Below are 22,034 nucleotides of genomic sequence, written 5' to 3'. Positions count from 1 at the left end.
TTGCCTAAGGACAAATCTGTGCGGCACCGCACATTTCAAATTGACAAACTTTGGAGAAGAAAAAAAACAAGAGGACCAAATCCCATATGTGATTGATTTTATGGGGAAATTGGCCCGCCCTACACGATTCGAACGTGTGACCTACGGCTTAGAAGGCCGTTGCTCTATCCGTCTGAGCTAAGGGCGGTTCGTGAAACCACGCATCCACAACATGCAACTGGTGAAGCATCCCATAAGAACCCCCCACCCTCGGCTTAGAAGGCCGATGCTCTATCCAGCTGAGCTACTGCCGTAATGAAGAGAGGCGATGCTACACCAACGTACCGTTGGCATCGCCTGCAATGACAACCCGCTCTCGGGTTCTGGAACCTGCGCTGAACGTTGCCGCAGGGTTCGTGGACAACCGAAATTCTAACTGACGCCGCCGGAGACCGGAAATCTCACGCCGCGCGCTGCGGCGAGAATCAGCCGGAACAGCGCCGTCACGTCATAAAACAAAACGGGCCCGGCAGCAATCGCAACCGGGCCCGGATTATAACCGATCGGTCCCCACCCGCCAGCACGCGGCGGCGGGCATCACGAACATCATCAAACCGGTTGCGGATGCAGCAGGAACCAGCCGAGGAACAGCGCGCCGGCAATCACGCAATACACACCGAACGAAGCCAGACGTCCGCGGCCTTCGAAATAGCGCATCAGGAAACGCACGCTCAGATACGCGGCGATCGCGGTCAGCACGCCGCCCAGCAGCGCGTCCGCCAGTTGATCCGGCGCGTGGAACAGCTTCGGCAATTCGAGCACGCCGGCCGCGAAAATGATCGGCGTGCCGAGCAGGAACGAGAACTCGGCGGACTTCTCGGCGGTCAGTCCAGCCGCGTTGCCGGCGATCATCGTCAGGCCGCTGCGCGAGAAACCCGGAATCAACGCGCCGATCTGCGCGAGGCCGACAAAAAACGCCTGGCGGAACGTCAGCTTCTCCGGCGCCCGATGCGCGCGTGAACGCTGCAGACGATCGCCGAACCACAGCAGCACGCCGTTGACCATCAAGGCAATCGCCACGATCCGCAGATCGTGAAAAATCCGCTCGAGGTGTTTTTCCAGCAGCAGCCCGACCAGCCCCGCCGGAATCGTGCCGATGATGAGCGCCCACATCATGTGCGCGTCGTCGTTGCGACGTCCGCCGAACGATGCGAGGAAGCCGCGCACCAGCGCGCACCAGCGCTTACGGAAATACCACAGCAGCGCGAACGCAGTCCCGAGGTGCAAGGCGACGAGGAACGGCAGCAACTGCGGCGCGTGCTTGTCGATATGCATACCGAACAACGCAGGCACGAGCAGCGTATGGCCGAGGCTGCTCACCGGAAACAGTTCGGTGACGCCTTGCAGCACGCTCAGGAAAATCAGAAACGACAAGTTCACGCGGCGGTCCTTGTAAGGTAAAAGTCAGGGACAGCGCGCCGATCAAGGAAAAAGCCGGCGCGTCGAAAGCGCACCGATTATGCCTGGCTGCAATGTCAGCGCCAAGCGTTTGCACCGCATTCGGGGAAAGATTGACGCACCGCGTCACAACTTGAAACCCTTGTTACGCGGTGGCAAAAGACACGGGCCTCGCGCGACGGCGACCCGGCGATACCGAGAATCGCGGGGCGCGGACCTAGCGCTCGAGCTTATAAAAGAAGTAGACCGTGCTCGCCGCGAACATGCCGAACAGCGCCACACCCATTGCCATTGCGAGATCCATCGTGCCTCCTGAGCCGGTCGCGTCCGGCAGCCAGAAATGACCGGACAGTCAGACGATTATCGGCAAGGATGGCCCTTGCGCGACACCCGCAATTTCCCGAGAAGGGTTTCCCCGTAGCGCAAAGCAGCGCAAAATCATCCTCTCGGGCGGCGCCGCGAGGCGCTTTCCATGCTCATCGCGTATGAGCGCGGCGCAGTCCCCGCCACGTTCAATCCGCCCTCAACCCTTTATCGAATCCGCCATCGACCATGCCTCTTTCCCCGCAGCAGGACATTCTCGAGATCGCCCAGGACGCCTCCGTGCTCCGTTTCGCGCCGCAAGCCGGCGGCCGTCTGATGTCCTGGACCGTCGACGGTGAAGCCGTGATTCACTGGCCCGAGCATGCCGACTGGAGCCAGCCGGCGAGAATTCGCGGCGGCAATCCGTTGCTGTTTCCGTTCCTCGGGCGGCATCGGGTGGACGGCAAGATCGGCTATTGGCGCGACGCCGCAGGCACGGTCCGCGAACTGCCGATGCACGGCTTCGCTCGTGACCTGCCGTTCGAAGCGCACGCCGACGTGCATGGCGCCGGCCTGCGCATGGTCCTCGCCGACAGCGCGGCGACGCGCGGTGGCTATCCGTTCGGCTTCCGTTTCGAAGCCGCGTACACCCTGATCGACGCCCATACGCTGGAGGTGACATTCACCACCACCAATACCGGCGACGCGCGTCTACCCTACTACGCCGGTCATCACTTCTATTTCACGCTGCCGCACACGCAGCGCGGCGAGACGTCGCTGGAACTGCCGCACACCCAGCGCTGCCATCAACAGGACGACGGCTCGATCAGCGCGTTCGAGCCGGGCGAATCCCGTTACACGCTCGACGAGGCGCGCATTCTCGACCGCTTCCATTGTCTGGACGGCACGCCGGACCAACCGGTGCGCCTCGTCGCGCCGGGTCTGAACCGCGTCGTCACGATCGACCTGCAGCGCCCGGGTTCGGTGCCCTGGTACGCCGTGACCACATGGACCGAAGCCGCGGACTCGGACTTTTACTGCGTCGAACCGTGGCTCGGACTGCCGGACGCGATCCACAACGGTATGGGCTTGCGCTGGCTGGAGTCCGGTCAGACCGAAATCGCGACGCTGCGCATCAGCGTCGGCAAGCTGCGCTGACCGGCTCGTTTCACTGGCCCCTGCGCGCGGCCCACCGCCACCGCGCCAGCCGTTTTCCGATGGTGCAGCGCAAAACCGTTAGAATCGGACGCTTTTGTATCCACCTGCCACGTGATCGGGATCGGCGCGCGGCAGCGCTTTGCGAGGTCCAATGCTGGGAACAACAAGAATGATGAAACGACTCGCCTGCGCGTCGTTGCTGGCGCTCGTCGCCGCATGCGGGTCGGCGCCGGTGGCGCCGGGCTTTTACCGGGTCGAACGGGGCGATACGCTGTCGAAGATCGCGCGTAGTAACCGGCAATCGGTGCAAAGCATCGTGCGCTGGAACAACCTGAACAACCCGGACAGTATCGAAGTCGGCCAGGTGCTGCGCGTCGTGCCGCCAGGTGGCGCTTCGACGAGCGGCGCGGTCCGCAGCAGCGGCGCCGGCAGCGCTTCGGCCACGCCGCGCGCCGCACCGGCCCCGGCTGCGGCGGATAGCGCGCCGTCCGCGGCACCGGCCTCGAACATTTCGCTGGTCTGGCCGGCCGACGGCACGGTGATCCGGCGCTTCGACGGCAATAACTCGAAGGGTATCGACATTTCGGCGGCGGCCGGCACGCCGGTGATCGCCGCCGCGCCTGGCACCGTGGTGTATGCCGGCAACGGCTTGCGCGGTTACGGCAACCTGCTGATCATCAAGCACAACGCCGAGTACCTGACCGCCTACGCGCACAATCGGGCGCTGATGGTGAAGGAAGGCCAGTCGGTCACGCGCGGCGAGAAGATCGCCGAGATGGGCGACACCGATACCGACCGCGTCATGCTGCATTTCGAACTGCGCTATCAGGGCCGCTCGATCGACCCGGCGCGCTCGTTGCCGCCCCGGTAAGCGCGCGACCGGGCACGCTATCTGCAACCGGGCTCGGGGAACCCGGCGCGCTTTAAAACGCCCAAACCGACACACGACGTGGCTTCGCGCCGCGTCCTCCTCCGTTATCTGTAAGGAATTTGCCATGAAGAGCGCATTAGCGTCCGTCGCGACGGTCGCGGCGATCGGTCTCGGCCTGTTGAGCCTCGGCGGCTGCTCGAGCACCACCACCATGACCTATCTGCCGAGCGGCGACACCGGCTTCGCGATCAACTGCAGCGGCAGCGACGCAAGCTCCAGTTGGGCCGAGTGCTACAAGCGCGCAGGTGAAGTCTGCGGCAACTACGGCTACGACGTCGTCTCGAAAGACGTCGACAACGGCGCCACCTCCGGCGGCACGATCGGCGGGATTTTCGGCGCCAATGTAAAAAACCGCTCGATGGTGGTTCGCTGCAAACAGTAAGCGATCTGAATGGCGGCGCGCGTAAAGGCGCTATGAAGCCGCTATGACCCGCGTGAATCCCGTTAAAAAAAAGCCCGGCACGAGGCCGGGCTAACGGGGGTTCGGCGCATATCGGCAAAGGACCGGTTCACCATGCGCCAGAACGAAATCTAACAACCCGTCTTTACTAGTGCAATCTATTAATTTCGTCTTCAATGTGACACGACGCACGGATTCCGCATAACGTGAACCTTAAATGTCGGAAATAAACAGGATCATTTCGCCTTCAATTGCGGCGCGAAATGCTTTGGATATTGTGCGACTAAATTCACCAACAGCCCGCCCAGTGGCGCGCACCGGACTCTCGCCGGAATCGCGCGAAAAAGCCTGAAGAATGGCGATTGTCCGATTCAAGCTAACGCACCAGGCGTAATCCCGCCATACGGCTCGCCACCTGGCTTTAGTGCGCCAGCGCACCATCCCGATGTATTAACCGATATTCGACGCATTCGAATAAAGCGAATTTAATTCATCACATGAAAATTCGCGAATGGCGAAATCATCAAATAACTTTAAATCCCCCGACGAATTGTTATTTTAAAATCGGCTGACATTATCTACGGGTTGAGTGCAATGATATGCAGAGATATGCCATCCTTCAAGCTGGCCGAATGGCCAATTCGACCGGCCTGAAAGCGTGCTCACAACACCCGCAAACCTAGCTCCGTGATCAGCACCGCGGCCTGGCGATGCGAAATCGTCGCGCCTTTGAACAGCGCCGCGTCGACCAGACGCACGCCGCTCAGGTCCGCGTCGCGCAGATCCGCGCCGTCAAAGCGCGCGCCTTTGAGATTCGCGTCTTTGAGACTGCCGCCGTCGAAGATCGCCTCGCGAAAATCGACGCCCGCGAGATCGGCGTCGGAGAAATCCAGTTGCTGCAGCGTGGTTTTGCGAAACGACAGCCCGCGCAAGTGCGCCCCGACCAGCAGAGTTTCGACGAAACTCAAACCCAGCGCCGCGCACGCCTCGAAGTTGGCGCCCGTCAGCTTGCAGCCGCGAAACGACGCCGACGCAAGCTTGGCGCGCCGCCAGCTGGTGTTGTTCAGATCGCTGGACTGGAACGCGGCGTCGACCAGATCGGTGGAGCCGAAATCGGCCTGGCGGCCGCGGCAACGGATCCAGCGGGTATGCGACAGCGCCGCACCGAAGAACGACGTCTCGACGATCGTGCAGCGCTCGAATTCGGCGCCGCGCAGATCGAGGCGCGACAGATCGGCGCCTTCGAAATCGCAGTCGGTGAAACGCAGCGGCGCGCGGCCTGCGGCGGGGCTAGCGGCGTGATTGGCCGCGATCAGTTGTTCCACTTCGGCACGCGTCAGCGTGGCGTCGCTCACCTCTTGCGCTTGCGTTGGCGCGCCGGTCGACGGCGCCGTTGAGTCGAGTGACATGAAGGTTCAGAATCGGATTCGAGAGACCCAAAGCGTACCGGAACGCGTGCCGCCCTGGCGGCTTACGCCGATGGTTTATAGTGACGACCCCGTCAAACCCCGCCTTACGATGACTTCCAACGACGCCACCCACAGCCCGCTCTACGCCACGCTGCTCGCCGAGACCGCCAAAATCGGCTGGTCCGAACTCGAACGCTTTTTTGCGCGCGGCATCCTGCTGCGCGTCGCGCGCGACCTCGATCTGGTGAGCGTCGCCGAAGCGATTGCGAGCGACGACACCACCCAGGTCACGCAATGGTTGTCCGCTGGGCTGGTCGAGCGCGTGCAGGCGGAAACCGCCGCCGATTTCGCCGCGCGCGACCCGGATTTGTGGGCGGTGGTGGTCTCGCCGTGGGTGTGCGTGCAGGAACGCAGTTGAGCGACGGCGCGAAGCAGGCGGCCTTGCCGCGCGCCCCGGAGGCAGTTTCTTCGGAACTGGATCCGACGGCGCCCGCGCGGGTGGCTACGTCGAACGAAATTCCCGCACGGCCGCACGCGAGCGCCCCGACGCCCGCCGTTCCGGTCCACTGGCACCGCCGTGTGCTGACGCTGGCCTTCCCCATCGTTCTCGCGAATCTGACGCAACCGATCCTCGGTGCGGTCGATACCGCCGTCGCCGGCCATCTGGACGGTGCTTCGTACCTGGGCGGCGTGGCGCTCGGCGGACTGTTCTTCAGCTTCGTGTTCTGGGGTTTCGGCTTTTTGCGTATGGGCACCACCGGCCTCGTCGCGCAAGCGCACGGCGCGGGCAACCAGGCCGCGCTGCGCAACGACGTGGTCCGCGCGCTGTTGCTGGCGGCCGCGATCGGCGCACTAGTGCTGTTGCTGCAAGCACCACTAATCGATTACGCGTTGCGCGCGCTGGGCGGCAGTGACGCTGTGCAGCGCCACGCGCAACTCTATTGCCACGCGCGCATCTGGGCCGCGCCGTTCGCGCTCGGCAACTACGTCGTGCTCGGCTGGCTGCTCGGTAGCCAGCGGGTGCGGCTCGCGCTGCTGTCGCAGGTGTTTATCAATAGCGTGAACATCGGCGCGGTGCTGCTCTACGTGTACGGTTTCGGCTGGGGCGTAGCCGGGATCGGCGCGGCCACCGCGACCGCTGACGCCCTCGGCTTCGTCCTCGGCGCGGCGCTGCTGTGGCACGGCAGGCCGCGCGGCTTGCCCGCGTTGAACCGCGCCGCGCTGTTCGACGCGGCGGCGCTCAAGCGTCTGGTCGTGCTCAATCGCGATATCTTCGTACGCACGCTATGCCTGCTGTCGTCATTCGGCTGGTTCGCGCATCTGGGCGCCGCTCAGGGCGACGCCACGCTCGCCGCCAACGCGCTGCTGCTCAATTTTCAGACCTTCATGGCGTATGGACTCGACGGCTTCGCGCACGCCGCCGAAGCATTGGTCGGCGCGGCGATCGGTGCGCGCGACCGGCATGCCGTCACGACTGCGATCAAGGTGACAGCGCTGTGGTCAGCGCTCGGCGCAGTCGGTTTTTCGCTGGTGTATTGGGGGGCGGGGAGCTGGATCGTCGAACGTTTGACCGATCAGGCCACGGTGCGCGCGGCTGCCGAAACTTACCTGCCGTGGGCCGCCCTCATGCCGGTGATTTCGGTGTGGGGTTTTCTGCTCGACGGCGTGTTCATCGGCGCGACCCGCACGCGGGCGCTGATGATGTCGATGGTGGTGTCGTTCGCGGTGTTCTTGGCCGCGTCCTACGCGCTGCTGGCCTGGCACGGCAATCACGGCTTATGGGCCGCGATGTCGATCTTCATGGCCGCACGCGGCATCACGCTGGCGCGGTATTTACCTGCGATGCTGCGCGCGGTGTCACCGCCCCCGGTTACGGCTTGAACTCGAAATAGGCGCGCCCCTGAACGCCGCTCCCGCTTAAGGCGTAAGCGGTGCGGGCACCATCGCGGGCGGACGGTTGTCGGTCGGCACGCCGTGGTAGTCCGCCGGGTCTTGCGGCGGCGGCCCGCCGTGATGGCCGGACGGATCGTTCGCGCAGCCGGCAAGGCCGGCTACCAGCAGCAGTGCAATCATCGGAACGCGGATCATGAGGCAGTAGTCTCTCGAATCGGAATGAAGTAACGGCAACCCGGCAAGCGGCGACGGTGAAAATCCGGCCGCCGTCCGGCGCGCCGAGAGTCTACCTGCAAAGCGGTTCCGACGACGCCGCAACCCACGCGCCAGCCCTCCCATTTTGCGATGCGTGACCTACTATAAAGACACGGCCGCATGTCATAGGAGACTGCCATGGACGCTGAATCGATCGCGGGTCTGGTCGGACTCGCAATAGGCCTGCTCGTGCTGCTCGCACTGTCCATTTTCGAATCGAGAACCTACCGGCGCGAACACGACGGCGAAGGCATGCTGCATCATTGGGCTCATGCGCACGCGCACAGGCCGCACTGGATGCGGCGTCGACATTGAGATGTTGGTTGCGCTTTGTTTCTGTCTGACGTGTTGACGCGTTGACGCATTGGCTGACTGACTGCACTCGCGGTTGCGACGGTGTCGCGCCTAGTGCGTCACGCGTTCTTCTCTTCTCGTCTTACTTACGTCGATCTGGATGCATCGCAACGCCGAGTGCGTTCAGTTCCGATGCGCGCGCGTGAAATCCTGCTGGTCACGTTGCGTCCCCTCTTCGTCCGCCCGCCGGAACGTCAGACACACTAGGCACATGCCTTGCTGAACTGCTCCCTGCAAGGGACGCGCACCACGCGTCGACTGTCCCGGCGCTGATGCGCCGAACCATCCGGACTATGCGGCCCAGCCATCCCGAGGGCCCGACAGGGAGAACTCGAATGACCATCGGAACCATCCTGCTTATCGTGCTCATCCTGCTGCTGATCGGTGCATTGCCGAGTTGGCCGTACAGCAGCGGCTGGGGCTATCGCCCGACCGGATTGGTCGGTGTCGTGCTAATCATCGTGATCGTGCTGCTGCTGATGGGCCGCATATAAGGCTACGTCCTTGGGCCGGTTTCTGGCCCCTCAGCACGCTCGTTTCAGCCCGACGCCAATCGGGCATTGACTCTGACACCCAATGCCACTTAGAATCCTGCCTTCGTCGGAGCGTAGCGCAGCCTGGTAGCGCATCTGATTTGGGATCAGAGGGTCGAAGGTTCGAATCCTTTCGCTCCGACCAATAGAATCAAAGGGTTACACGCTTCGGCCTGTAACCCTTTTTCTTTTTTAGACCACTGTGTAACCGCTGTGTAACCGGATTCGGTCCATGCATGCGGGTCGGACCGGACTGCTCAAAATTAATGTAGCGTCGCGCGCGAATCGGCACCGTTTCGCGCTGCCTTTTGGCACCCGCCGCCCCTCCTAATTCAGCGGATGGCTTGTCATAAACGCGGGCGGACGTTGCCAGGGGGGTTTCTATATAGCGATAGCCACGTCGCTGGAGAGATCCAAAAGCGACGCGCCGCGAAGATCGTCAGCGCAGCTATCAATTCTAGACCTTGCTGCTCGTTGCGCACGATGAGATCTAGCGCAGTTTGAATGCGAGCGTCGAACTGGTCGACGGTCAAATCTCGCTGCTCACGAAGAAGGCTACCTTGCAATCCTCGAAAGGCGCGGAGGATCTCATATGCAAACGCAACCTCTCCCGCGAGCGGCTCGCCTAAGAGCCCGAGCTTAGTGACGTTGGCATCGAAAAGTGGACTAGTCGGAGGGTCAATTTGCGGCAAATACTTAGGTCTGCCATCCGGACCAGCGCCTTTCACTTTGGGAAAAACGTCCTTAATCGTTGGAACGTGGCTCATGTGGGCTCTCAGTTCGCCACAAAGCGCACTAGCTAGAGCTTTTGCGTCGAGAAAGCGTCGGTACTCTTCCGCGAGAAAGTTCGTGCCGTACGCTACTACGAGGACCGCACTGGCTCCCACCACTGCAGCAGCTATATCACTCATTAAGCCCCCGACGTCATTGTTTGCGGGGCCTGGTCCGCGCCCCGGAACATTCTACCTCTGGCCCAGAACAGCCCGTCCGTCTGGGTTCCCGGCTCCCAGTTCGTAATCACAAGCTCTCGGCTGGTCGAATGACCGCCGTTCGTGTTACTGACCGCATACTTAATGTCGACTCTAAGCATGGGGAAGCCTTCTAACGCCCGCCGGATGTCCGCGTGGTCGTTGATGCTGACCATTGCCTTGCCCTTCATTGAGCGCATCAGCGAGGCCATGCGGGTGTATTCCTCAAACGCAAACGGGACGCCATAGCCCTCGGTCTGCCAGTACGGCGGATCACAATATAAAAACGTATGCGCCCGGTCGTAACGCTCGATGCACCGATCCCACGGAAGGTTTTCGGATAGTGACGCCAGCCGGCGACGGGCACAACACGGCCACGACACAGGTCCGCGGCGGTATGACGCCGTGGGGCGAGATTTAGGCGACAAGTCCGAAGCGCGCGGACGAGTACTGCCGCGGCTCGAGGAAGCGGATGCGCCAAGTCGAGATGCAGTCGCATGGGGTGCGCGGATGGTCGCCGCAGGAAGTGGTCGTTTTTGCGTGTTCTCCAGCTGGACACCTTGTGAAAAAATAGGCCATCCAGTCATGTGCACAGGCTATGAGTCGAAATCCGAAGCTGACACCGTTCGCCTCGAAACGGCTCCGCGCGGCACAACTCCTTGCGGCGGGGCAAAGCATGGACAGCGTGGCACGTACAGTCGACATCTCCGTCAATACGATCCGGCGGTATAAAGCCATTCTCGATGCAGACGGCATTGAGGCATTCGAGAAAATCAGCGTAGGCGGACGGCGCTCCGCATTGGATGATCAGGCGCGCGCGTGGATCACCAAGACTGTTCGCGGGTCTCCGCGGCGCCACGGTTTCGACGTCGATCAGTGGACAAACGCAAAATTGCAGATGGTCATTGAACGTCAGTTCAGCGTACGCTTTTCGATTGTCTACGTGAGGCAATTGACCATCGACCTCGGCGTGCACGATCGGATGCGGTCGTTCAAAGCTCCGATGCAAAGAGCGCCCGGCGTACTCGATGACGATGCTCTTGCCTGGATCGCTGCGGCCATGCGCCACTCGCCGCGGCTCCATGACTTCGACGCTGATCGCTGGACGACTCCACGCCTCACCACCATCATCGAGCGGAGATTTGGCGTGCGATATTCCCGACGCTATGTCTGGCAGATCGTCACCGAACTGGGCTTGGCGCACCTACTGACGAGGATGAGCAATTGAAGAGACGCAGGCTTTCGACGAACCTGGCGCCGGCGCCGAGGCTACTGCAAATTCTTGCTGAGTTGCTGGCGCAATGTCTTGGCCATCCGCTCCAGAATGTCCGGCAATAGAATCTGAGCATCGAGCGGCCCCATCACCGAATAGCCCGAACCAGACTCTCCGCCGATGACGACGACGACAGCGCAGCGCGCCTGCGTCGCATCCCTTACGTGAGCGCAGGCCGCATCGAAGGCACCGGCTGACTCCCCACCCGGGCTGACCGTCGAGCTCACAAACTCTGCGCCCTTTTTGCTCATTACGTTCCCCGGCGGTTGCGCGATGCCCCATTCTATCCAGCTGTGGCGCCCGGTGTCCGGGCGGAGCCGCTCTCCCCCGGTCGCGGCGCAGTTCATCGTCGCGCGACACAGCCTAGAATCTGAGCGCTAATGGCAGAGCATACGCCAACCGATTGCCACGCCCGCGGCACCAGCATACAGCGTCGTACCGGTCGTGGTCTCGACGCCGACGCCGGTGGTGTACGGGCCACCCGCATTGACGGCAAACGTTGCCACCGAATCGACGGCGTTCGGGCATGCAAGCGGCCACGTCACGGCAACCGGAAAGCCAGTACCGGTTGAGCCTGACGTGACTTGCCCCCATTCTTCGATGTGCCCGTCAGGCAAGTTCATGCACGCAGTGTTGATGGGGCAGATTTCGGGGGCTTCGACGTTTTTCTGGAAATAATTCGAATCATATCCAGTGATGTGGTAGTTAGCCGTAGACGGCGCCGAAATCTTGATATAGGGAGTAGATGCGTTCGGCGTGTACGGTGAGCTACTCCAGAACGCGCTTCCCCTTACATCGATGTTAGTTTGACCACTCCCGCCGTAATTGTTAACCAACTCTATCGCGCTCTTGACGAATGTGGTATTGCTGATGCGCGCTTGCTCCACACCATTGATCGAATGCGATCCGCTACCATCGCTGGCGAGTTGGACGAAGAGAAAATCGGCGGACCCGCCGTTGAGTTCATAGTACCCGCCGAAAACAGACAACCCTTTCCTGCCTTGAAGGGGATTTCCGTACATCTCAATCGTGGCATTGCCGCTCGAGTTAGTAGTATTGTTGTCCTCGAAATCACCACCGTAAATGTCAATGTCAGCGCCGTTCTTGAACAGGAAAGAAGTCGCACTCTGAGAATTGACGTAGGGATTGATGATGACCCATTGATTTGGGTTTGAAACACCAGTTGTTCCGGCATTAATCGCCGTTGCATTTCCCAGAAACTGAGGATTGTCCAGTCTTATTTTTATAGCGTCATTTGCCACAAGACCCATCGCAAATTGCTGGACATTGAAATTCGCGAGTTCCATACCGGTGATCTGGTTCAGGCAAATACCCGTACCGGAGGACGCCGACGAAATCAGCTGGAAGTCGCTCAATGCCCGGTTTGACGCAGCATTCGTGTACGTCGTCGTGGGAGCATTAAAAGTAATCGCACAGTTTGAGCCAGTCACCGTACTTTCCAGCACGGTCTGCCCGACACCGCGGCCGCGAATAGCAGATAGTGGCCCTTGACCGCTCGCGGGCGTTCCCGCGTTGCCGACGGGAGCGGTCAGTTGGGAAAACTTGACGTAGTTTGTCGAGTCCGAAGGCGGCAGGAGGATGTCATTGTTGACTGTTCCGCCATAGGTCCACGCGGCCTGCAATGCGCTCGTGTTGTCCGTCGTCGCTCCATTTGCTACTACTCCCCATTCGCGCACGTCGAGCGGTCCAGCCGGAAAGTTAGCGATCCAGCAGAGGCCGTTGGCACTCTTCACCTGGCTACCATTGTCCCCAGCACCAGAATTGAGCGAGCATGCGCTTGATGAGGCCAGATAGGTCAGCGCCGGGACGTCGCCGGCTGTGTTGAACCCCAACCGAGTCACTGTGCTTGTCGTGACTGTAGACAAGGCCTGGAGAGCTGCGTTGGTGGGTACGGTTGGATTGGTCCCTGTTTGAGCGAGTGCCATCAGCGGTGCCCATGCCCAAAGCGCCGCGAGAATAAACTTTTTCATAAAGTCCTCGTAGATATGGCTGTGCGTTTATGTGGTGAGAATCGAATTACATCGTTCGCATTCCGCTTCTTCGTCCCTGCTACAACGACATTTATTGCGACATCATTCACTGCGCCTACAACCCGATGAAAGCGGCAAATGCGCCGCCGTGCATACCAACTTGTTTTACGCAAATAGCATAATCATTGGAGTGCGTTCGCTCGGATTCTCGCCGACTTCACCTTGATTCGTGGTTTATATTTTTTTCCGGAAGGGGAATGTCGTAGGCATGTACCGCCCGCAAGGGACATCGTCCAAAGCCGTACCGGTTTGCCCGTCTCGCGTCACCTGTTCTCAGGTGTCTAGCGGCGGTTACAAATGCCCGTCGTTCACTCAACAAGAACTTCGGTTATCTATTGGAGGACTAAAACCGACTCGCAGTACTATTCGTGCAGGACCGTGCTCGATACTGAGGTGGGAAAATATGGACGATCAGACCCGAAAATCCGCTTCTGAGCGATATGAAGCTGCACGTGCCATAGATGATGGCTGCGGACGGGCCATGGAAGCCTGCGTCGACATGATTGACGCCGCCGTAGCCATCGACGCCAGGAACGAACTGCACGCCATACGCGACGCCTTGCTGCGGCTTCATGCTTTAGCTACGGGTGTTTTCGAAGATGCGTCGCGGATGCGCCAGAATTGACGATCAGTCGCCATCCTGAGCGGGGCAATCTTGACGCCGAAGCGCGCGCCGAGCTTCTAACTTACCTGGTGGTGGCGCAGCTCATAGCTCGAGCGCGCACCGGTGCATGGCTGCGCACTGATCACCTCGTCGAGTCGACGCGGATCTGGCTCGGAGGCAACGGCGCTGATGCTAGCTGGGAGGATCGTGTGCGGCTCGGCGCGCTGTCCGAGAAAGTAGCTTGGAGCTTTGTGGACATCCCTCAATTCGCCGACCCCGATTTGCTCGCCAAACTCTTCACTCACGGCTGGCGACTCGACTATCGGTCGCCGATCGCGCGCGGAATCTATACGGCCTGCAGAACGCAGTTGCGTGGCACCCCCTGAAGGAATCTCGGAGCTACCACCTAGCCGCCCGACTATCGTCTTACGGCTCGGGATCAGATATTGCGCCATTCCCAATGTGCATAACCCCAAGGGAATATGATGATCAGAATAGCTAGCGCACTTGCATTGGTCGCCGCTCTCGCCGGCTGTGTAGTCGCCCCGGCAGGGCCTGGCTACGGATATGAACCGGCCCCGGCGTATGGCTACGGTCCCGGCTACTACGCCGCACCCTCGATCGACCTGGGTATTGGAATCGGAGGTGGTTGGGGAGAACACGGCGGACATGGCGACCACGGCGGTGGGCGCGGGCGTTAGGCATACTCCCTTAGCCGTTACAAGACCATAAGCGCACCTAGGCAGCCAAGCGCGAGAAAAAGGAAAAGGCCGCCCGCGAAGAGGTGATGTGATGGTTTCATGCGATCCCCGATTCGTTATCCGTGAAGCATACGGCGCTTGGGGAGCGCAAATTGTCAAGCATTGCAAGAACGAATGGGTATTCGATGAGGCATTCCGAATGTTTCGAATACGCTCAGAACCGTCGGCGCCGTGCGCGCTCCCGCTCCATACGAATGACTGCGGCGCTGGGGCGTGCCCTCCGTATTCTATTGCGGAGCGCGTGCTTGAGCCGGTCCCCGCGGACAAAATACCAGCCACCTAGCGCGAGCAGGATTGGAAACATGCCGAGGAGACGGGCTTGAGACTAAAAGTCGGCGATGGTGAACATGATCCTGTGTACCTCGGAGACGTTCATATCCCCATCACTGCGCGGGTACTGTCATTTTTTGTAGCGCTCGGCCGGCGAGGCGGAGTTCCACGGAGGTGCTCAGGGTGCGGCAGATGTGAAAAAGCCCAGCGTAGGACTGGGCTTCAGAAATGGTGCTTAATACCGGCTTGCTTCATGATCCCGTTTGCCGTGTGGCGCGACTTGATCTTTGAGTCGACTGGGAATCTGTGACCATCGGGCCTTTTCCAGATTGAATGGTCACCCTTGCCTTCCCGATCAAATTCGCATCCATGTTCGCGCAAAATTCTTTTTACCTGCGGCGCGAAATCCATCGGACCTCCTAAGCGTGAGCTACATCCTTCACTTCAAGTGTAAAGGGCACGTCATTGGGAACCTCCAGACCATTTGCCTCCAGCAACTCCGGGATGAGCACCTTCAGTTTCGGGATAAGAAGCTCGAGCGTATCCGCTTCTGTAATCAAGCCAGGCACATCATCGCTTTCGGCGACCCATACTTCCGCTTCGACATCGCGAAACGCTGTTACGACCACTTGTGACATATCGCCCTCCAGTTCGTGGGCTTTCCCCGCCTCAGTCATTTCCTTTGTGCTTCGAATCGAAGCGTATCGCCGCCATAAGAGGCTGTCTATCGCGATATCGGCACATCCCGGAAAAACCTGTTGTCTTGTATTACCAAGACAACAAAGGTGACGCAAAATGCATCACGCCGTCCATTTCCACGCATGAAACGTGCCGGCCCCTTAAACGCAGCTCGCAGTGCGCATGTGCCTATTCCACGTGCCTCCGGTTTAACTGTTGACGTCGTTATTGTTACACCGATGCAACATTCGCGTACGGTAGCCCGATAGCGCCGTCAGAGTCGCGCCGCGATCTGTTGCGACGTCGCCAAGTAGGGGGACCACGGAATCGCACCCGTATTTGCTCAGGAGACGGATTTTTAGGGGTGCCCTGTAGAAGGCTTCGCCCTTTGCCGGATTCTCGTCCGCGAGCCGCCTTCTAGTCCAAATGGTCGCCCCACCACTACATCATCTCCCGGCGCTCCGGGAGATGCCTAGCGCGATTGCTGGCCGTTCGAGCGCCGTCAATATCGATCTTCGTTAGCAGCTGGTGTCGACACGAACCGCCGCAGTTGCCAGTCCCGAATCTGCAGCAGAGCGTTCGCCCACTCCGCTGGTGACAGAGTTCGCCAGTCCGGTTCAGGACGCGGCCAAACGCGCTTGACGCGAAATTGATCGATGTCGTGCCACGCGCGACTGACCGGATTGGCTCGAGGCGCGGGCGTGTACAGCGCAACGAACGCCGGCAGATTTGCCATCTTTGCCAATTCTCTGATAACGCCCGTCGGTTTCTCCTGGCCGATGTCCTGCGCGACCTCCACGAGCGCCAGCGGAACCTTGCCGTCATAGCCATATTCGACGAACAACACGCTATCGAGATCGGCCATCGTCAGCGACTGCGCTTTGCGGTGGCCGATGAAGCGACTGATTGATCGCGACCGGTGCCACACGCCGTAGGCACGGTCGCGGATGAGATGTTGTTCTTCTTGCATGGCTGGTCTCATTCACTCTGATAGCTGGCTGATCCCTTCGTCCGGACCATACGGGCTCTAACCAGCAGCAACACAAGAACATCCATGAATCGCTCAATGTTGACGCAGTTCACGTGACAGTCGTAGGTGATGTCGCCGAACGCGTTGACCGTAAGATGAATGTATGAGTCGCGCTGCATCTCTTTTACCGCAGCCAATCCGGAACTGAGGTCGATATTCTCCCGGTACGTCTGCAGGCTTACAGCAGACGTTAGTGGCATCTCCGAACGCGGGCGCGTCCGGCGGCGCCCCTTTGGCTGGCACACCACAGGTATGTGCAGGATGTCAGCCATGTTCAGCCTCGCGCACAAGATCCATTAAGTTCTCAGCGAGTTGCATCATGTCGTCCCGGAGGTGCGTCAACGTGCACTTGACCGGCAAGCGGCCTTGACTGTCATCCGGGAGCGCCTCGACCATAAATTGCAACAGACCTTGCATCTTGAAAGCGATAGCGGTTTGATCAGTCAGAAGGTCGTCGATTCGTTCGATGACCTGCTTGCGTTTTTCGTCCTCGCGAGCCGCGCTCACCGCCTCGGCGGCGCCAGCGTTGAACTCCCTCTCCACCGCCTCAACGAGATCCCCAAACTCGTCGTCGGACTGACCAACAGCCTGCGGCATACTCCTGGCGAGCCAGTGACTCATCAGATCGTGATAGACGTGCGTCACAGCATGGACGTCGCCGAGGATTGCACGACCGCCGGCTCGGGCCAGCGCGAGCGCTTCGTCTTTAGTTAAAGACGCGAGGTTGACGAGCTTATCCATTGCCGTTCTCCCGTTCTAGCTTTTCTGTCTGGGCCGCCTCAAACGTCTGGTCTTCGATGCGCTCGTAGATGAGGTCGGCCAAGCACTCCACCGCCCCCGCCAGATTCTGCTTGTCGAAGTTGCTGATGGAACTGCGGATCAGACCGTCGTCGTCATCGCCGATGGCGTTGTGGAGGATTCGGCCGATCGAGGCAAGGGCTCGTGATGCCCGCTGGATGTCAGCAAGCGCGTGGGTGCGGATGCGCATAAATTCCGGGCAGTCATCCACCATCCACCGGTCCATGCTGAGAGAGGGACGCTCAGACATTTTCATCTCCTTTTGGGTGAGCCTCACAGAACGCGGCCAGAACGCGCCGGTCTCGAGCGCGCCCGATCTCGTCGACATGGTTGCTACCAACCTCCTCAGCAACGGCATTGACGTAATTGCCTAAGTCTGCGGCAATGTATTGAATCAGCCCGAGAATCTCCCCGAGAGCAGTCGGACCTTTCCAGAAACCCGGCGATTCCATGGCACGAAGCGTCACGCTCGTCAGATTCTCGATCTGGCCGAGCTGGATCTGGCACATGGAATCGATGCCATTGATCGTGTCGTAGCACTTGCTCAGCTCGGTGTCTCGCACGCTGCGGCTGGATGGCAATTGAGGATTGTCGCTAGATTGCTCGGAACGAGCGACAGTTTCGGTACTCATGATGTGTACTCCTATAAGGTTGCAAGGCGCCGACAACCGGCGCACCGCCTACATTACGCCTGTGCAACGCCTGCAGTACGCCTCTGCTGATCGCGTCTCTCCGCAGCCTTTGGCGTCATCCGGGCTCCGCCTCATACACCGCGATATGCGAAACGATTCCGTGAGCCGACGTCGCCATAGCTGCGAGGTTGGCGAAGAACGCAGAACGAATGTCGCTCGTAAAGCCGCCGACGTCACCGTCCTCGCAAAGCATCAATGACGCTCGAAGCGAGCCGAGCAGGAAATGCAGACGCTCTACGTCTTCCGCCGTCAGATCGGCGTGCACGGCATCACTGGCCGATCCATGCAAGATGCTATGCACCGGCAGTCTCCGCGAGAAGCGTCTGCAACTCCTCGTTGAGCGCCTCAAACACGATTCGCAGTTCGGTTTTCGTTTTGAGCGGCAGCACTTCAAAGGCGGCTCGACCGTCGACGTACATAAAGTCGGCGAGCGACGCCATTTGATCGAGCAAAGCCGACACCTCGGCGTTTGTGCTCATTTCGGTGAACCTCCGTAGGGATAACCACCCGCAGCGTCACCGCCTCGCGCGACTTGGGCAACGAGGCTAAGAGACTCGGCCAGCAAATCAAAACCCTCCCGCTCGCTTCGAGCATGCACGGCGGCGCGCAACGCGTCCAGAACGATCATGCGGATCGACGCAGAAGCTGGTTTTTCGATTAGTGAATTGGCCATGATGCCTTTAGGCAATCGCCAGTTCGATGTCGTCCGTTTCGGTCAGCGGCATCAGTTGCCCGTCCATCACGAAGCCCAAGTTGGTGAAGGCCGGCGCGTCGCTACGGGCGTCGATCGCCCAGATCGGCGAGCCCAAGACTTCCACCTTCCAGTCGTAATAGAGATCTGCTGCGCGTCCCACGACCCGCACGACACGCGTCCCGAACTTGCCCGACAGGATTGCAAGGTTGTCGCGTTGGCAACGCAGATTCTGGCGACGAGCGCTGACTGTGGTCTTGAAGGTGCTGCCTTGGCTGATCATGATTCGCTCCTTGGGAGGGCCAACAACGTTCGTTGAGATTGCTGCGCGTTGACCGTGATTGAAATGTAGCAAAGTGCTACGTTGATTGCAAGCACTTTGCTACATATAATCGAACTATGACAAGCGAAGATATCCAGACGAATCTCAGACTCCCCTCAGATCTGAAAACCCGGCTGAAGCACGCTGCCGACGCCAGCAATCGGTCCATGAACGCCGAAGTAGTGGCTCGTCTGGAAGAGAGCTTTAACGCAGGCAGCACGCCGCCGATAGACGAGCACACGCTCGACCTGTTTGCCGAGAAAGTCGGTCAGGTGCTGGATGAGCGGGAAAAGAACCGCGGGAAGCGCTAAATGACATGCGCCACATCAGACGAGCATTCGCATGCCGACTTTTCTGCCTCTACGGTAAAGCCCAGCTGGGATAACGGGTACAGAGTGAAAAACCATGCGCCATTGACGGCGCGCCCGAAGATTGGAACGAACATATACAGCAAATAACCACGCTTTACTTGCCCTTCTTTTCCGGCAGCGGTGTGTGGGTGCGGCGACTTTGATGCAATCTGTGCGGCGTTGGCGAACTACTCTAACCTGCCGAATGCTTTGTCGCCTCCGAAGCCACACAACGCAAACTCGGAGGTATGCCCAGCAACTACCCAGAGGGCAATCACGAAACACTGAAAGAACGCCCGTGATTTTGGGAAATGCTGAGTTATTAACGGTGCACTACCCCGCGTTGCTAGATACACGACGACCAATCAAGGCATCAAGATGTAAATTGACTAAGCAAGAACTTCCGCCGCGGGCCGCCGCTAGGGGCGGGAAAAGATGCTCCAGAGCCGAATTAAACTCATGCTGTAGCGCAGAGGTTGATGTCATTCCGCAAGGGCAAACCCGGAATGCTCCAAAGATGCAACTCGAATCCGATCACCACAGGTCGGTTCGATCCAGACGCCGCAAGAAAGCAGATCTCTCAGGAGCAGAGAATGACATGCGAATCGCCAATCATTTAATTTTAGCCAGCTATCACCCAACCTGCCGTTACGCGCCGTGCGAGGAACAATCTCCCCTGATCGAGCGATGTAACCACCTCTCTCGTTAACGCTCATATGCGAGCTACGACGCAACTGAATTGCTGTCTTATATACGATACATCCGGACTAACCACTAATTTTGCGTGCTCCAATTGTCGAATCGGCAAAGTATACCTATGCTGATTCAGCAATCGCCGCTGATCGAATTGGCTGATCGCGAAGTGCGAATAATTTAGGCGAATGTGTCTGAAAACCTGTTGGCAGATTAGCACTGAACGGCTTGTCGCGCGTACGATCGCTACGGGCACAGGGAAAAGTGTGAGCTAGCCGCCAATCCACTTCACTAGCGACTTCCGTAGCATCCTATTAATTAGGATTCCAACATGAGCTTCTACTTGATTCTCGACTCGGATTTTGCAGCAAGAGGACAAAATGTGGCGATCGTTGCGTCCGACCCGAGCCTTCCCCCGCTAATTCAACGCCAGAGTTACATGCCAAACCAACGAACCTCGATTCTCACTCAAGGACTGTCGTTTACATTTGTAATGAGCCACGATTTGAACGACATCGTGGCCCCCGGAAATCCGCTTGTCCCGGCCGCCATCTATTCCGCGTAAGCCAATGAAAAATAATTTTTTGCTCATCGTAGTGAGCATGATCGTTGCATCTGCCCTGATCGGATGCAACAGTTCTCCCGACAAGCGCTACGCGAGCGTGTCAGGTCTGTCGACTGCCGCGCCAACGGCACCTATCCTTGACATCACCGCGGTTGCCAGTGCACCGGCCGCACCAACTACTATTAAGGATCTACCCGAGCGCGCCGAAGCGGCATACATCACAGCTTTAAGTGCGAAGACCAAGACAGCAGCGGACTTACAGGCTGCGCTTGCCAAGAATATCGTGGCGCCCAAGACCTCGCTCGACAATACGGTAATTTCGAGGACACTTCTTATAACTGTCTCGCCCAGCTCTTTTCACCTAGGTGACCGCCTAACATACCTCTACATTACGGTAGTCCCTGACAACTTCGTTTTCACCGGCGTGACAGCGACCGCAACAACCTGGGGTAGCCAGCCCATTGACACGTTGGATATAACGAATAATGTCCAATTCCAACCCGAGTTGGACGTGACGTTAGCCGGTGCGGTAAAGGGTACGGCGAAAGGCCCTTTGACGGCAAGCCATCAGACCGACGTCAAAGCCAACACGGTCGAGCCGTTCGAGCAGCCCACGGCCAACTTGCGAGGCGATCGACTCGTTTTAACCCAGACCGGCGCGCGAGGTATCGATCTATATGGCACGACCCTGGTCAAGCTAAACCTCTCACCCAAGCCCGACTCTCAATCAAACGTCGAATCGGTTTTCATAGCAAGCAATTTGAAGCTGACCGACGATACCGGTGCGAGAGAGCCGGCCAAGAAAGCTAGCATCGACGTCGTCGAAGCAAAGGGATTAAAGGGGGTGCGCTACACGGCCACCGCGTATCTAAGCTACGGCTTGCGTCACGTCGTTGACGGGTATCAAACGTATCGCGAGGACGACGACACCGTACAGTATATGGAGGGGCATACTCAAGTGTGCGTTGTACTTGCATCCCCGACAGACACCAACTTTGCAATATGGGGGATTTTCGTTAACAAATCGGATCCTCTGGCGATCGCAACCGATGAAGGTCCACGCCAACTTTCGTTCACCTCTGCGGATGACGCTCAGCGATTCGCTACATGGCTGAGCAACGGGCCTGAAGCAAAAATAGGAGGTAGAACGTTGGGTACGCTCAAAGCCGGGGACATCGATGCCGGCCTTCAACCAATGAAGGCAGATCAAACTTACACAGTTCAACCAACGTCAACCAGTCCTTCCCCAGAGGACTTTCCCAACGGTTCTGCATGCAAGAACGTCACCAACTTCCCTGAAAGCGGCGCCGCGTTAAAGGCCGGTCTAAATACACCTTAAGGGTAAGCGGCCAGTAAAACCATCTTGACGAATTGAGCTAGTTGACGATGACCGTCGGCTGCCAGCGATGCGGCAGCAATGCGGCGATGTCGCTGGCCTTGCGGGTCGGCAGTCGCGTGAGGATGTCCTTCACGTAGGCGTGCGGGTCGTGCCCGTTAAGTTATGCAAACCGCATCTGGCTCATGATGGCGGCAGCGCGCTGACCAGATCGCAGCGCGCCAGTGAACGGGCAGCTTGCAACATTCCAGCAAACGCTCTTGCGACGCACGCCTCATA

General features: G+C 59.2%; 32 protein-coding genes, 2 tRNA genes and 1 pseudogene. 15 read left to right on the top strand and 20 right to left on the bottom strand.

Going from position 1 to position 22,034, the window contains the following annotated elements; genetic code table 11:
• Positions 1-110: 110 nt before the first annotated feature.
• Together BX591_RS06660 and BX591_RS06655 are read right to left on the bottom strand one after the other, a co-directional pair.
• Positions 111-187, bottom strand: a tRNA-Arg gene (locus tag BX591_RS06660).
• A gap of 401 nt (positions 188-588) precedes the next feature.
• Positions 589-1,419 carry an undecaprenyl-diphosphate phosphatase gene (locus tag BX591_RS06655; RefSeq protein WP_111929862.1) on the bottom strand — a complete coding sequence of 277 codons (831 nt, stop codon included), beginning with the start codon at positions 1,417-1,419 and terminating at the stop codon, positions 589-591.
• 570 nt (positions 1,420-1,989) lie between these two features.
• Here BX591_RS06655 and BX591_RS06650 point away from each other — a divergent pair.
• The 3 genes from BX591_RS06650 (at position 1,990) to BX591_RS06635 (ending at position 4,211) form a co-directional block, all read left to right on the top strand.
• Entirely contained in the window at positions 1,990-2,898 is a 909-nt protein-coding gene (locus BX591_RS06650; RefSeq protein ID WP_111929861.1) for an aldose epimerase family protein, read from the top strand.
• A 151-nt stretch (positions 2,899-3,049) separates the two neighbouring features.
• Positions 3,050-3,769: a peptidoglycan DD-metalloendopeptidase family protein gene (locus BX591_RS06640; protein WP_111929859.1), complete on the top strand. Its 720-nt coding sequence runs from the start codon at positions 3,050-3,052 to the stop codon at positions 3,767-3,769.
• 124 nt (positions 3,770-3,893) lie between these two features.
• Positions 3,894-4,211: a hypothetical protein gene (locus tag BX591_RS06635; protein WP_111929858.1), complete on the top strand. Its 318-nt coding sequence runs from the start codon at positions 3,894-3,896 to the stop codon at positions 4,209-4,211.
• Between the two features lie 231 nt (positions 4,212-4,442).
• On the opposite strand, the gene BX591_RS36380 is transcribed toward BX591_RS06635, so the two are convergent.
• Both BX591_RS36380 and BX591_RS06630 read right to left on the bottom strand, forming a co-directional pair.
• A complete protein-coding gene (locus tag BX591_RS36380; RefSeq protein WP_167444504.1) occupies positions 4,443-4,604 on the bottom strand; it encodes a hypothetical protein in 162 nt (53 codons plus the stop codon).
• Positions 4,605-4,891: 287 nt separating this feature from the next.
• Entirely contained in the window at positions 4,892-5,638 is a 747-nt protein-coding gene (locus BX591_RS06630) for a pentapeptide repeat-containing protein (protein WP_111929857.1), read from the bottom strand.
• 109 nt (positions 5,639-5,747) lie between these two features.
• On the opposite strand from BX591_RS06630, the gene BX591_RS06625 reads away from it, so the two are divergent.
• Both BX591_RS06625 and BX591_RS06620 read left to right on the top strand, forming a co-directional pair.
• Positions 5,748-6,056 (top strand): DUF2288 domain-containing protein, encoded by a 309-nt coding sequence (locus tag BX591_RS06625; RefSeq protein ID WP_111929856.1) that lies wholly within the window; start codon positions 5,748-5,750, stop codon positions 6,054-6,056.
• A 98-nt stretch (positions 6,057-6,154) separates the two neighbouring features.
• A complete protein-coding gene (locus BX591_RS06620; protein ID WP_111929928.1) occupies positions 6,155-7,519 on the top strand; it encodes an MATE family efflux transporter in 1,365 nt (454 codons plus the stop codon).
• 36 nt (positions 7,520-7,555) lie between these two features.
• Here the strand turns inward: BX591_RS06620 and BX591_RS36375 are convergent, their stop codons facing one another.
• Positions 7,556-7,726 (bottom strand): hypothetical protein, encoded by a 171-nt coding sequence (locus BX591_RS36375; RefSeq protein ID WP_167444503.1) that lies wholly within the window; start codon positions 7,724-7,726, stop codon positions 7,556-7,558.
• A gap of 198 nt (positions 7,727-7,924) precedes the next feature.
• On the opposite strand from BX591_RS36375, the gene BX591_RS36370 reads away from it, so the two are divergent.
• From BX591_RS36370 to BX591_RS06610, 3 genes are all read left to right on the top strand, one after another.
• The gene (locus BX591_RS36370; RefSeq protein ID WP_167444502.1) at positions 7,925-8,101 is read left to right on the top strand and encodes a hypothetical protein; all 177 of its coding nucleotides are present in this window, start codon (positions 7,925-7,927) and stop codon (positions 8,099-8,101) included.
• A gap of 374 nt (positions 8,102-8,475) precedes the next feature.
• Positions 8,476-8,634 carry a DUF3309 family protein gene (locus BX591_RS06615; protein ID WP_091792618.1) on the top strand — a complete coding sequence of 53 codons (159 nt, stop codon included), beginning with the start codon at positions 8,476-8,478 and terminating at the stop codon, positions 8,632-8,634.
• Positions 8,635-8,741: 107 nt separating this feature from the next.
• Positions 8,742-8,818: transfer RNA gene (locus tag BX591_RS06610), tRNA-Pro, on the top strand.
• Between the two features lie 202 nt (positions 8,819-9,020).
• On the opposite strand, the gene BX591_RS06605 is transcribed toward BX591_RS06610, so the two are convergent.
• Positions 9,021-9,440 carry a hypothetical protein gene (locus BX591_RS06605; RefSeq protein ID WP_146749731.1) on the bottom strand — a complete coding sequence of 140 codons (420 nt, stop codon included), beginning with the start codon at positions 9,438-9,440 and terminating at the stop codon, positions 9,021-9,023.
• Positions 9,441-10,239: 799 nt separating this feature from the next.
• On the opposite strand from BX591_RS06605, the gene BX591_RS06595 reads away from it, so the two are divergent.
• A complete protein-coding gene (locus BX591_RS06595) occupies positions 10,240-10,869 on the top strand; it encodes a winged helix-turn-helix domain-containing protein (RefSeq protein WP_111929854.1) in 630 nt (209 codons plus the stop codon).
• 41 nt (positions 10,870-10,910) lie between these two features.
• Here the strand turns inward: BX591_RS06595 and BX591_RS06590 are convergent, their stop codons facing one another.
• Both BX591_RS06590 and BX591_RS06585 read right to left on the bottom strand, forming a co-directional pair.
• On the bottom strand, positions 10,911-11,165 hold the full coding sequence (locus tag BX591_RS06590; RefSeq protein ID WP_146749730.1) for a hypothetical protein: 255 nt from the start codon (positions 11,163-11,165) through the stop codon (positions 10,911-10,913).
• 126 nt (positions 11,166-11,291) lie between these two features.
• Positions 11,292-12,905: a gp53-like domain-containing protein gene (locus BX591_RS06585; protein WP_111929852.1), complete on the bottom strand. Its 1,614-nt coding sequence runs from the start codon at positions 12,903-12,905 to the stop codon at positions 11,292-11,294.
• 463 nt (positions 12,906-13,368) lie between these two features.
• Between BX591_RS06585 and BX591_RS06580 the strand changes: the two genes are divergently transcribed.
• The 3 genes from BX591_RS06580 to BX591_RS36850 all read left to right on the top strand — a co-directional run bounded on the left by BX591_RS06580 (position 13,369) and on the right by BX591_RS36850 (position 14,270).
• Positions 13,369-13,590 (top strand): hypothetical protein, encoded by a 222-nt coding sequence (locus BX591_RS06580; protein WP_111929851.1) that lies wholly within the window; start codon positions 13,369-13,371, stop codon positions 13,588-13,590.
• Positions 13,587-13,955, top strand: coding sequence for a hypothetical protein (locus BX591_RS06575; protein WP_111929850.1), 369 nt, complete (start codon positions 13,587-13,589; stop codon positions 13,953-13,955). Before BX591_RS06580 ends, BX591_RS06575 begins: the two co-directional genes overlap by 4 nt.
• Before the next feature lie 99 nt (positions 13,956-14,054).
• Positions 14,055-14,270, top strand: coding sequence for a hypothetical protein (locus BX591_RS36850; protein ID WP_111929927.1), 216 nt, complete (start codon positions 14,055-14,057; stop codon positions 14,268-14,270).
• Between the two features lie 552 nt (positions 14,271-14,822).
• On the opposite strand, the gene BX591_RS37300 is transcribed toward BX591_RS36850, so the two are convergent.
• From BX591_RS37300 to BX591_RS06520, 11 genes are all read right to left on the bottom strand, one after another.
• Complete coding sequence (locus BX591_RS37300; protein WP_111929849.1) at positions 14,823-15,011, bottom strand: type II toxin-antitoxin system HicA family toxin; 189 nt, start codon at positions 15,009-15,011, stop codon at positions 14,823-14,825.
• An 8-nt stretch (positions 15,012-15,019) separates the two neighbouring features.
• Positions 15,020-15,238 (bottom strand): DUF1902 domain-containing protein, encoded by a 219-nt coding sequence (locus BX591_RS06560; protein WP_111929926.1) that lies wholly within the window; start codon positions 15,236-15,238, stop codon positions 15,020-15,022.
• Between the two features lie 542 nt (positions 15,239-15,780).
• Positions 15,781-16,248: a hypothetical protein gene (locus BX591_RS06555; protein ID WP_111929848.1), complete on the bottom strand. Its 468-nt coding sequence runs from the start codon at positions 16,246-16,248 to the stop codon at positions 15,781-15,783.
• Between the two features lie 8 nt (positions 16,249-16,256).
• Positions 16,257-16,580 carry a hypothetical protein gene (locus BX591_RS06550; protein ID WP_111929847.1) on the bottom strand — a complete coding sequence of 108 codons (324 nt, stop codon included), beginning with the start codon at positions 16,578-16,580 and terminating at the stop codon, positions 16,257-16,259.
• On the bottom strand, positions 16,573-17,049 hold the full coding sequence (locus tag BX591_RS06545) for a hypothetical protein (RefSeq protein WP_111929846.1): 477 nt from the start codon (positions 17,047-17,049) through the stop codon (positions 16,573-16,575). The genes BX591_RS06550 and BX591_RS06545 overlap by 8 nt, the downstream gene beginning before the upstream one ends.
• Positions 17,042-17,356, bottom strand: a complete 315-nt coding sequence (locus BX591_RS06540) for a hypothetical protein (RefSeq protein ID WP_111929845.1) — start codon at positions 17,354-17,356, stop codon at positions 17,042-17,044. The genes BX591_RS06545 and BX591_RS06540 overlap by 8 nt, the downstream gene beginning before the upstream one ends.
• Positions 17,349-17,738: a hypothetical protein gene (locus BX591_RS06535; RefSeq protein ID WP_111929844.1), complete on the bottom strand. Its 390-nt coding sequence runs from the start codon at positions 17,736-17,738 to the stop codon at positions 17,349-17,351. The genes BX591_RS06540 and BX591_RS06535 overlap by 8 nt, the downstream gene beginning before the upstream one ends.
• 115 nt (positions 17,739-17,853) lie before the next feature.
• Positions 17,854-18,099: a hypothetical protein gene (locus tag BX591_RS06530; RefSeq protein ID WP_111929843.1), complete on the bottom strand. Its 246-nt coding sequence runs from the start codon at positions 18,097-18,099 to the stop codon at positions 17,854-17,856.
• The gene (locus BX591_RS06525) at positions 18,092-18,277 is read right to left on the bottom strand and encodes a hypothetical protein (protein WP_111929842.1); all 186 of its coding nucleotides are present in this window, start codon (positions 18,275-18,277) and stop codon (positions 18,092-18,094) included. Before BX591_RS06525 ends, BX591_RS06530 begins: the two co-directional genes overlap by 8 nt.
• Positions 18,274-18,486 carry a hypothetical protein gene (locus BX591_RS36000; RefSeq protein ID WP_146749729.1) on the bottom strand — a complete coding sequence of 71 codons (213 nt, stop codon included), beginning with the start codon at positions 18,484-18,486 and terminating at the stop codon, positions 18,274-18,276. Before BX591_RS36000 ends, BX591_RS06525 begins: the two co-directional genes overlap by 4 nt.
• Positions 18,479-18,772 carry a hypothetical protein gene (locus BX591_RS06520; protein ID WP_111929841.1) on the bottom strand — a complete coding sequence of 98 codons (294 nt, stop codon included), beginning with the start codon at positions 18,770-18,772 and terminating at the stop codon, positions 18,479-18,481. Before BX591_RS06520 ends, BX591_RS36000 begins: the two co-directional genes overlap by 8 nt.
• 116 nt (positions 18,773-18,888) lie before the next feature.
• On the opposite strand from BX591_RS06520, the gene BX591_RS37125 reads away from it, so the two are divergent.
• From BX591_RS37125 to BX591_RS06505, 3 genes are all read left to right on the top strand, one after another.
• Positions 18,889-19,122, top strand: a complete 234-nt coding sequence (locus BX591_RS37125; protein ID WP_111929840.1) for an Arc family DNA-binding protein — start codon at positions 18,889-18,891, stop codon at positions 19,120-19,122.
• Between the two features lie 1,063 nt (positions 19,123-20,185).
• Entirely contained in the window at positions 20,186-20,419 is a 234-nt protein-coding gene (locus BX591_RS06510) for a hypothetical protein (protein ID WP_111929839.1), read from the top strand.
• Positions 20,420-20,423: 4 nt separating this feature from the next.
• Positions 20,424-21,758: a hypothetical protein gene (locus BX591_RS06505; protein ID WP_111929838.1), complete on the top strand. Its 1,335-nt coding sequence runs from the start codon at positions 20,424-20,426 to the stop codon at positions 21,756-21,758.
• Positions 21,759-21,795: 37 nt separating this feature from the next.
• Here BX591_RS06505 and BX591_RS06500 read toward each other — a convergent pair.
• Positions 21,796-21,984, bottom strand: a pseudogene (locus tag BX591_RS06500) (transposase domain-containing protein); the annotation flags it as partial.
• Between the last annotated feature and the right edge of the window lie 50 nt (positions 21,985-22,034).

Origin of the sequence: Paraburkholderia bryophila (assembly GCF_003269035.1) — a bacterium.
Classification (GTDB): domain Bacteria; phylum Pseudomonadota; class Gammaproteobacteria; order Burkholderiales; family Burkholderiaceae; genus Paraburkholderia; species Paraburkholderia bryophila.
Note: the sequence above shows the minus strand (reverse complement) of the source record. Positions and strands in the feature narration are given on the sequence as shown.

Bases quoted from the DNA above. Each gene is read 5' to 3' on its own strand.
- BX591_RS36850 (WP_111929927.1), top strand. From the start codon at position 14,055: ATGATCAGAATAGCTAGCGCACTTGCATTGGTCGCCGCTCTCGCCGGC.
- BX591_RS06590 (WP_146749730.1), bottom strand. From the start codon at position 11,165: ATGAGCAAAAAGGGCGCAGAGTTTGTGAGCTCGACGGTCAGCCCGGGT.
- BX591_RS06650 (WP_111929861.1), top strand. From the start codon at position 1,990: ATGCCTCTTTCCCCGCAGCAGGACATTCTCGAGATCGCCCAGGACGCC.
- BX591_RS06545 (WP_111929846.1), bottom strand. From the start codon at position 17,049: ATGGATAAGCTCGTCAACCTCGCGTCTTTAACTAAAGACGAAGCGCTC.
- BX591_RS06550 (WP_111929847.1), bottom strand. From the start codon at position 16,580: ATGGCTGACATCCTGCACATACCTGTGGTGTGCCAGCCAAAGGGGCGC.
- BX591_RS06560 (WP_111929926.1), bottom strand. From the start codon at position 15,238: ATGTCACAAGTGGTCGTAACAGCGTTTCGCGATGTCGAAGCGGAAGTA.
- BX591_RS06505 (WP_111929838.1), top strand. From the start codon at position 20,424: ATGAAAAATAATTTTTTGCTCATCGTAGTGAGCATGATCGTTGCATCT.
- BX591_RS06615 (WP_091792618.1), top strand. From the start codon at position 8,476: ATGACCATCGGAACCATCCTGCTTATCGTGCTCATCCTGCTGCTGATC.
- BX591_RS06525 (WP_111929842.1), bottom strand. From the start codon at position 18,277: ATGAGCACAAACGCCGAGGTGTCGGCTTTGCTCGATCAAATGGCGTCG.
- BX591_RS06555 (WP_111929848.1), bottom strand. From the start codon at position 16,248: ATGCAAGAAGAACAACATCTCATCCGCGACCGTGCCTACGGCGTGTGG.
- BX591_RS06640 (WP_111929859.1), top strand. From the start codon at position 3,050: ATGCTGGGAACAACAAGAATGATGAAACGACTCGCCTGCGCGTCGTTG.
- BX591_RS06630 (WP_111929857.1), bottom strand. From the start codon at position 5,638: ATGTCACTCGACTCAACGGCGCCGTCGACCGGCGCGCCAACGCAAGCG.
- BX591_RS06510 (WP_111929839.1), top strand. From the start codon at position 20,186: ATGAGCTTCTACTTGATTCTCGACTCGGATTTTGCAGCAAGAGGACAA.
- BX591_RS06520 (WP_111929841.1), bottom strand. From the start codon at position 18,772: ATGATCAGCCAAGGCAGCACCTTCAAGACCACAGTCAGCGCTCGTCGC.
- BX591_RS06595 (WP_111929854.1), top strand. From the start codon at position 10,240: ATGAGTCGAAATCCGAAGCTGACACCGTTCGCCTCGAAACGGCTCCGC.
- BX591_RS06625 (WP_111929856.1), top strand. From the start codon at position 5,748: ATGACTTCCAACGACGCCACCCACAGCCCGCTCTACGCCACGCTGCTC.
- BX591_RS06635 (WP_111929858.1), top strand. From the start codon at position 3,894: ATGAAGAGCGCATTAGCGTCCGTCGCGACGGTCGCGGCGATCGGTCTC.
- BX591_RS06605 (WP_146749731.1), bottom strand. From the start codon at position 9,440: ATGAGCCACGTTCCAACGATTAAGGACGTTTTTCCCAAAGTGAAAGGC.
- BX591_RS06585 (WP_111929852.1), bottom strand. From the start codon at position 12,905: ATGAAAAAGTTTATTCTCGCGGCGCTTTGGGCATGGGCACCGCTGATG.
- BX591_RS06580 (WP_111929851.1), top strand. From the start codon at position 13,369: ATGGACGATCAGACCCGAAAATCCGCTTCTGAGCGATATGAAGCTGCA.
- BX591_RS36370 (WP_167444502.1), top strand. From the start codon at position 7,925: ATGGACGCTGAATCGATCGCGGGTCTGGTCGGACTCGCAATAGGCCTG.
- BX591_RS06535 (WP_111929844.1), bottom strand. From the start codon at position 17,738: ATGAGTACCGAAACTGTCGCTCGTTCCGAGCAATCTAGCGACAATCCT.
- BX591_RS37125 (WP_111929840.1), top strand. From the start codon at position 18,889: ATGACAAGCGAAGATATCCAGACGAATCTCAGACTCCCCTCAGATCTG.
- BX591_RS37300 (WP_111929849.1), bottom strand. From the start codon at position 15,011: ATGGATTTCGCGCCGCAGGTAAAAAGAATTTTGCGCGAACATGGATGC.
- BX591_RS36375 (WP_167444503.1), bottom strand. From the start codon at position 7,726: ATGATCCGCGTTCCGATGATTGCACTGCTGCTGGTAGCCGGCCTTGCC.
- BX591_RS06540 (WP_111929845.1), bottom strand. From the start codon at position 17,356: ATGTCTGAGCGTCCCTCTCTCAGCATGGACCGGTGGATGGTGGATGAC.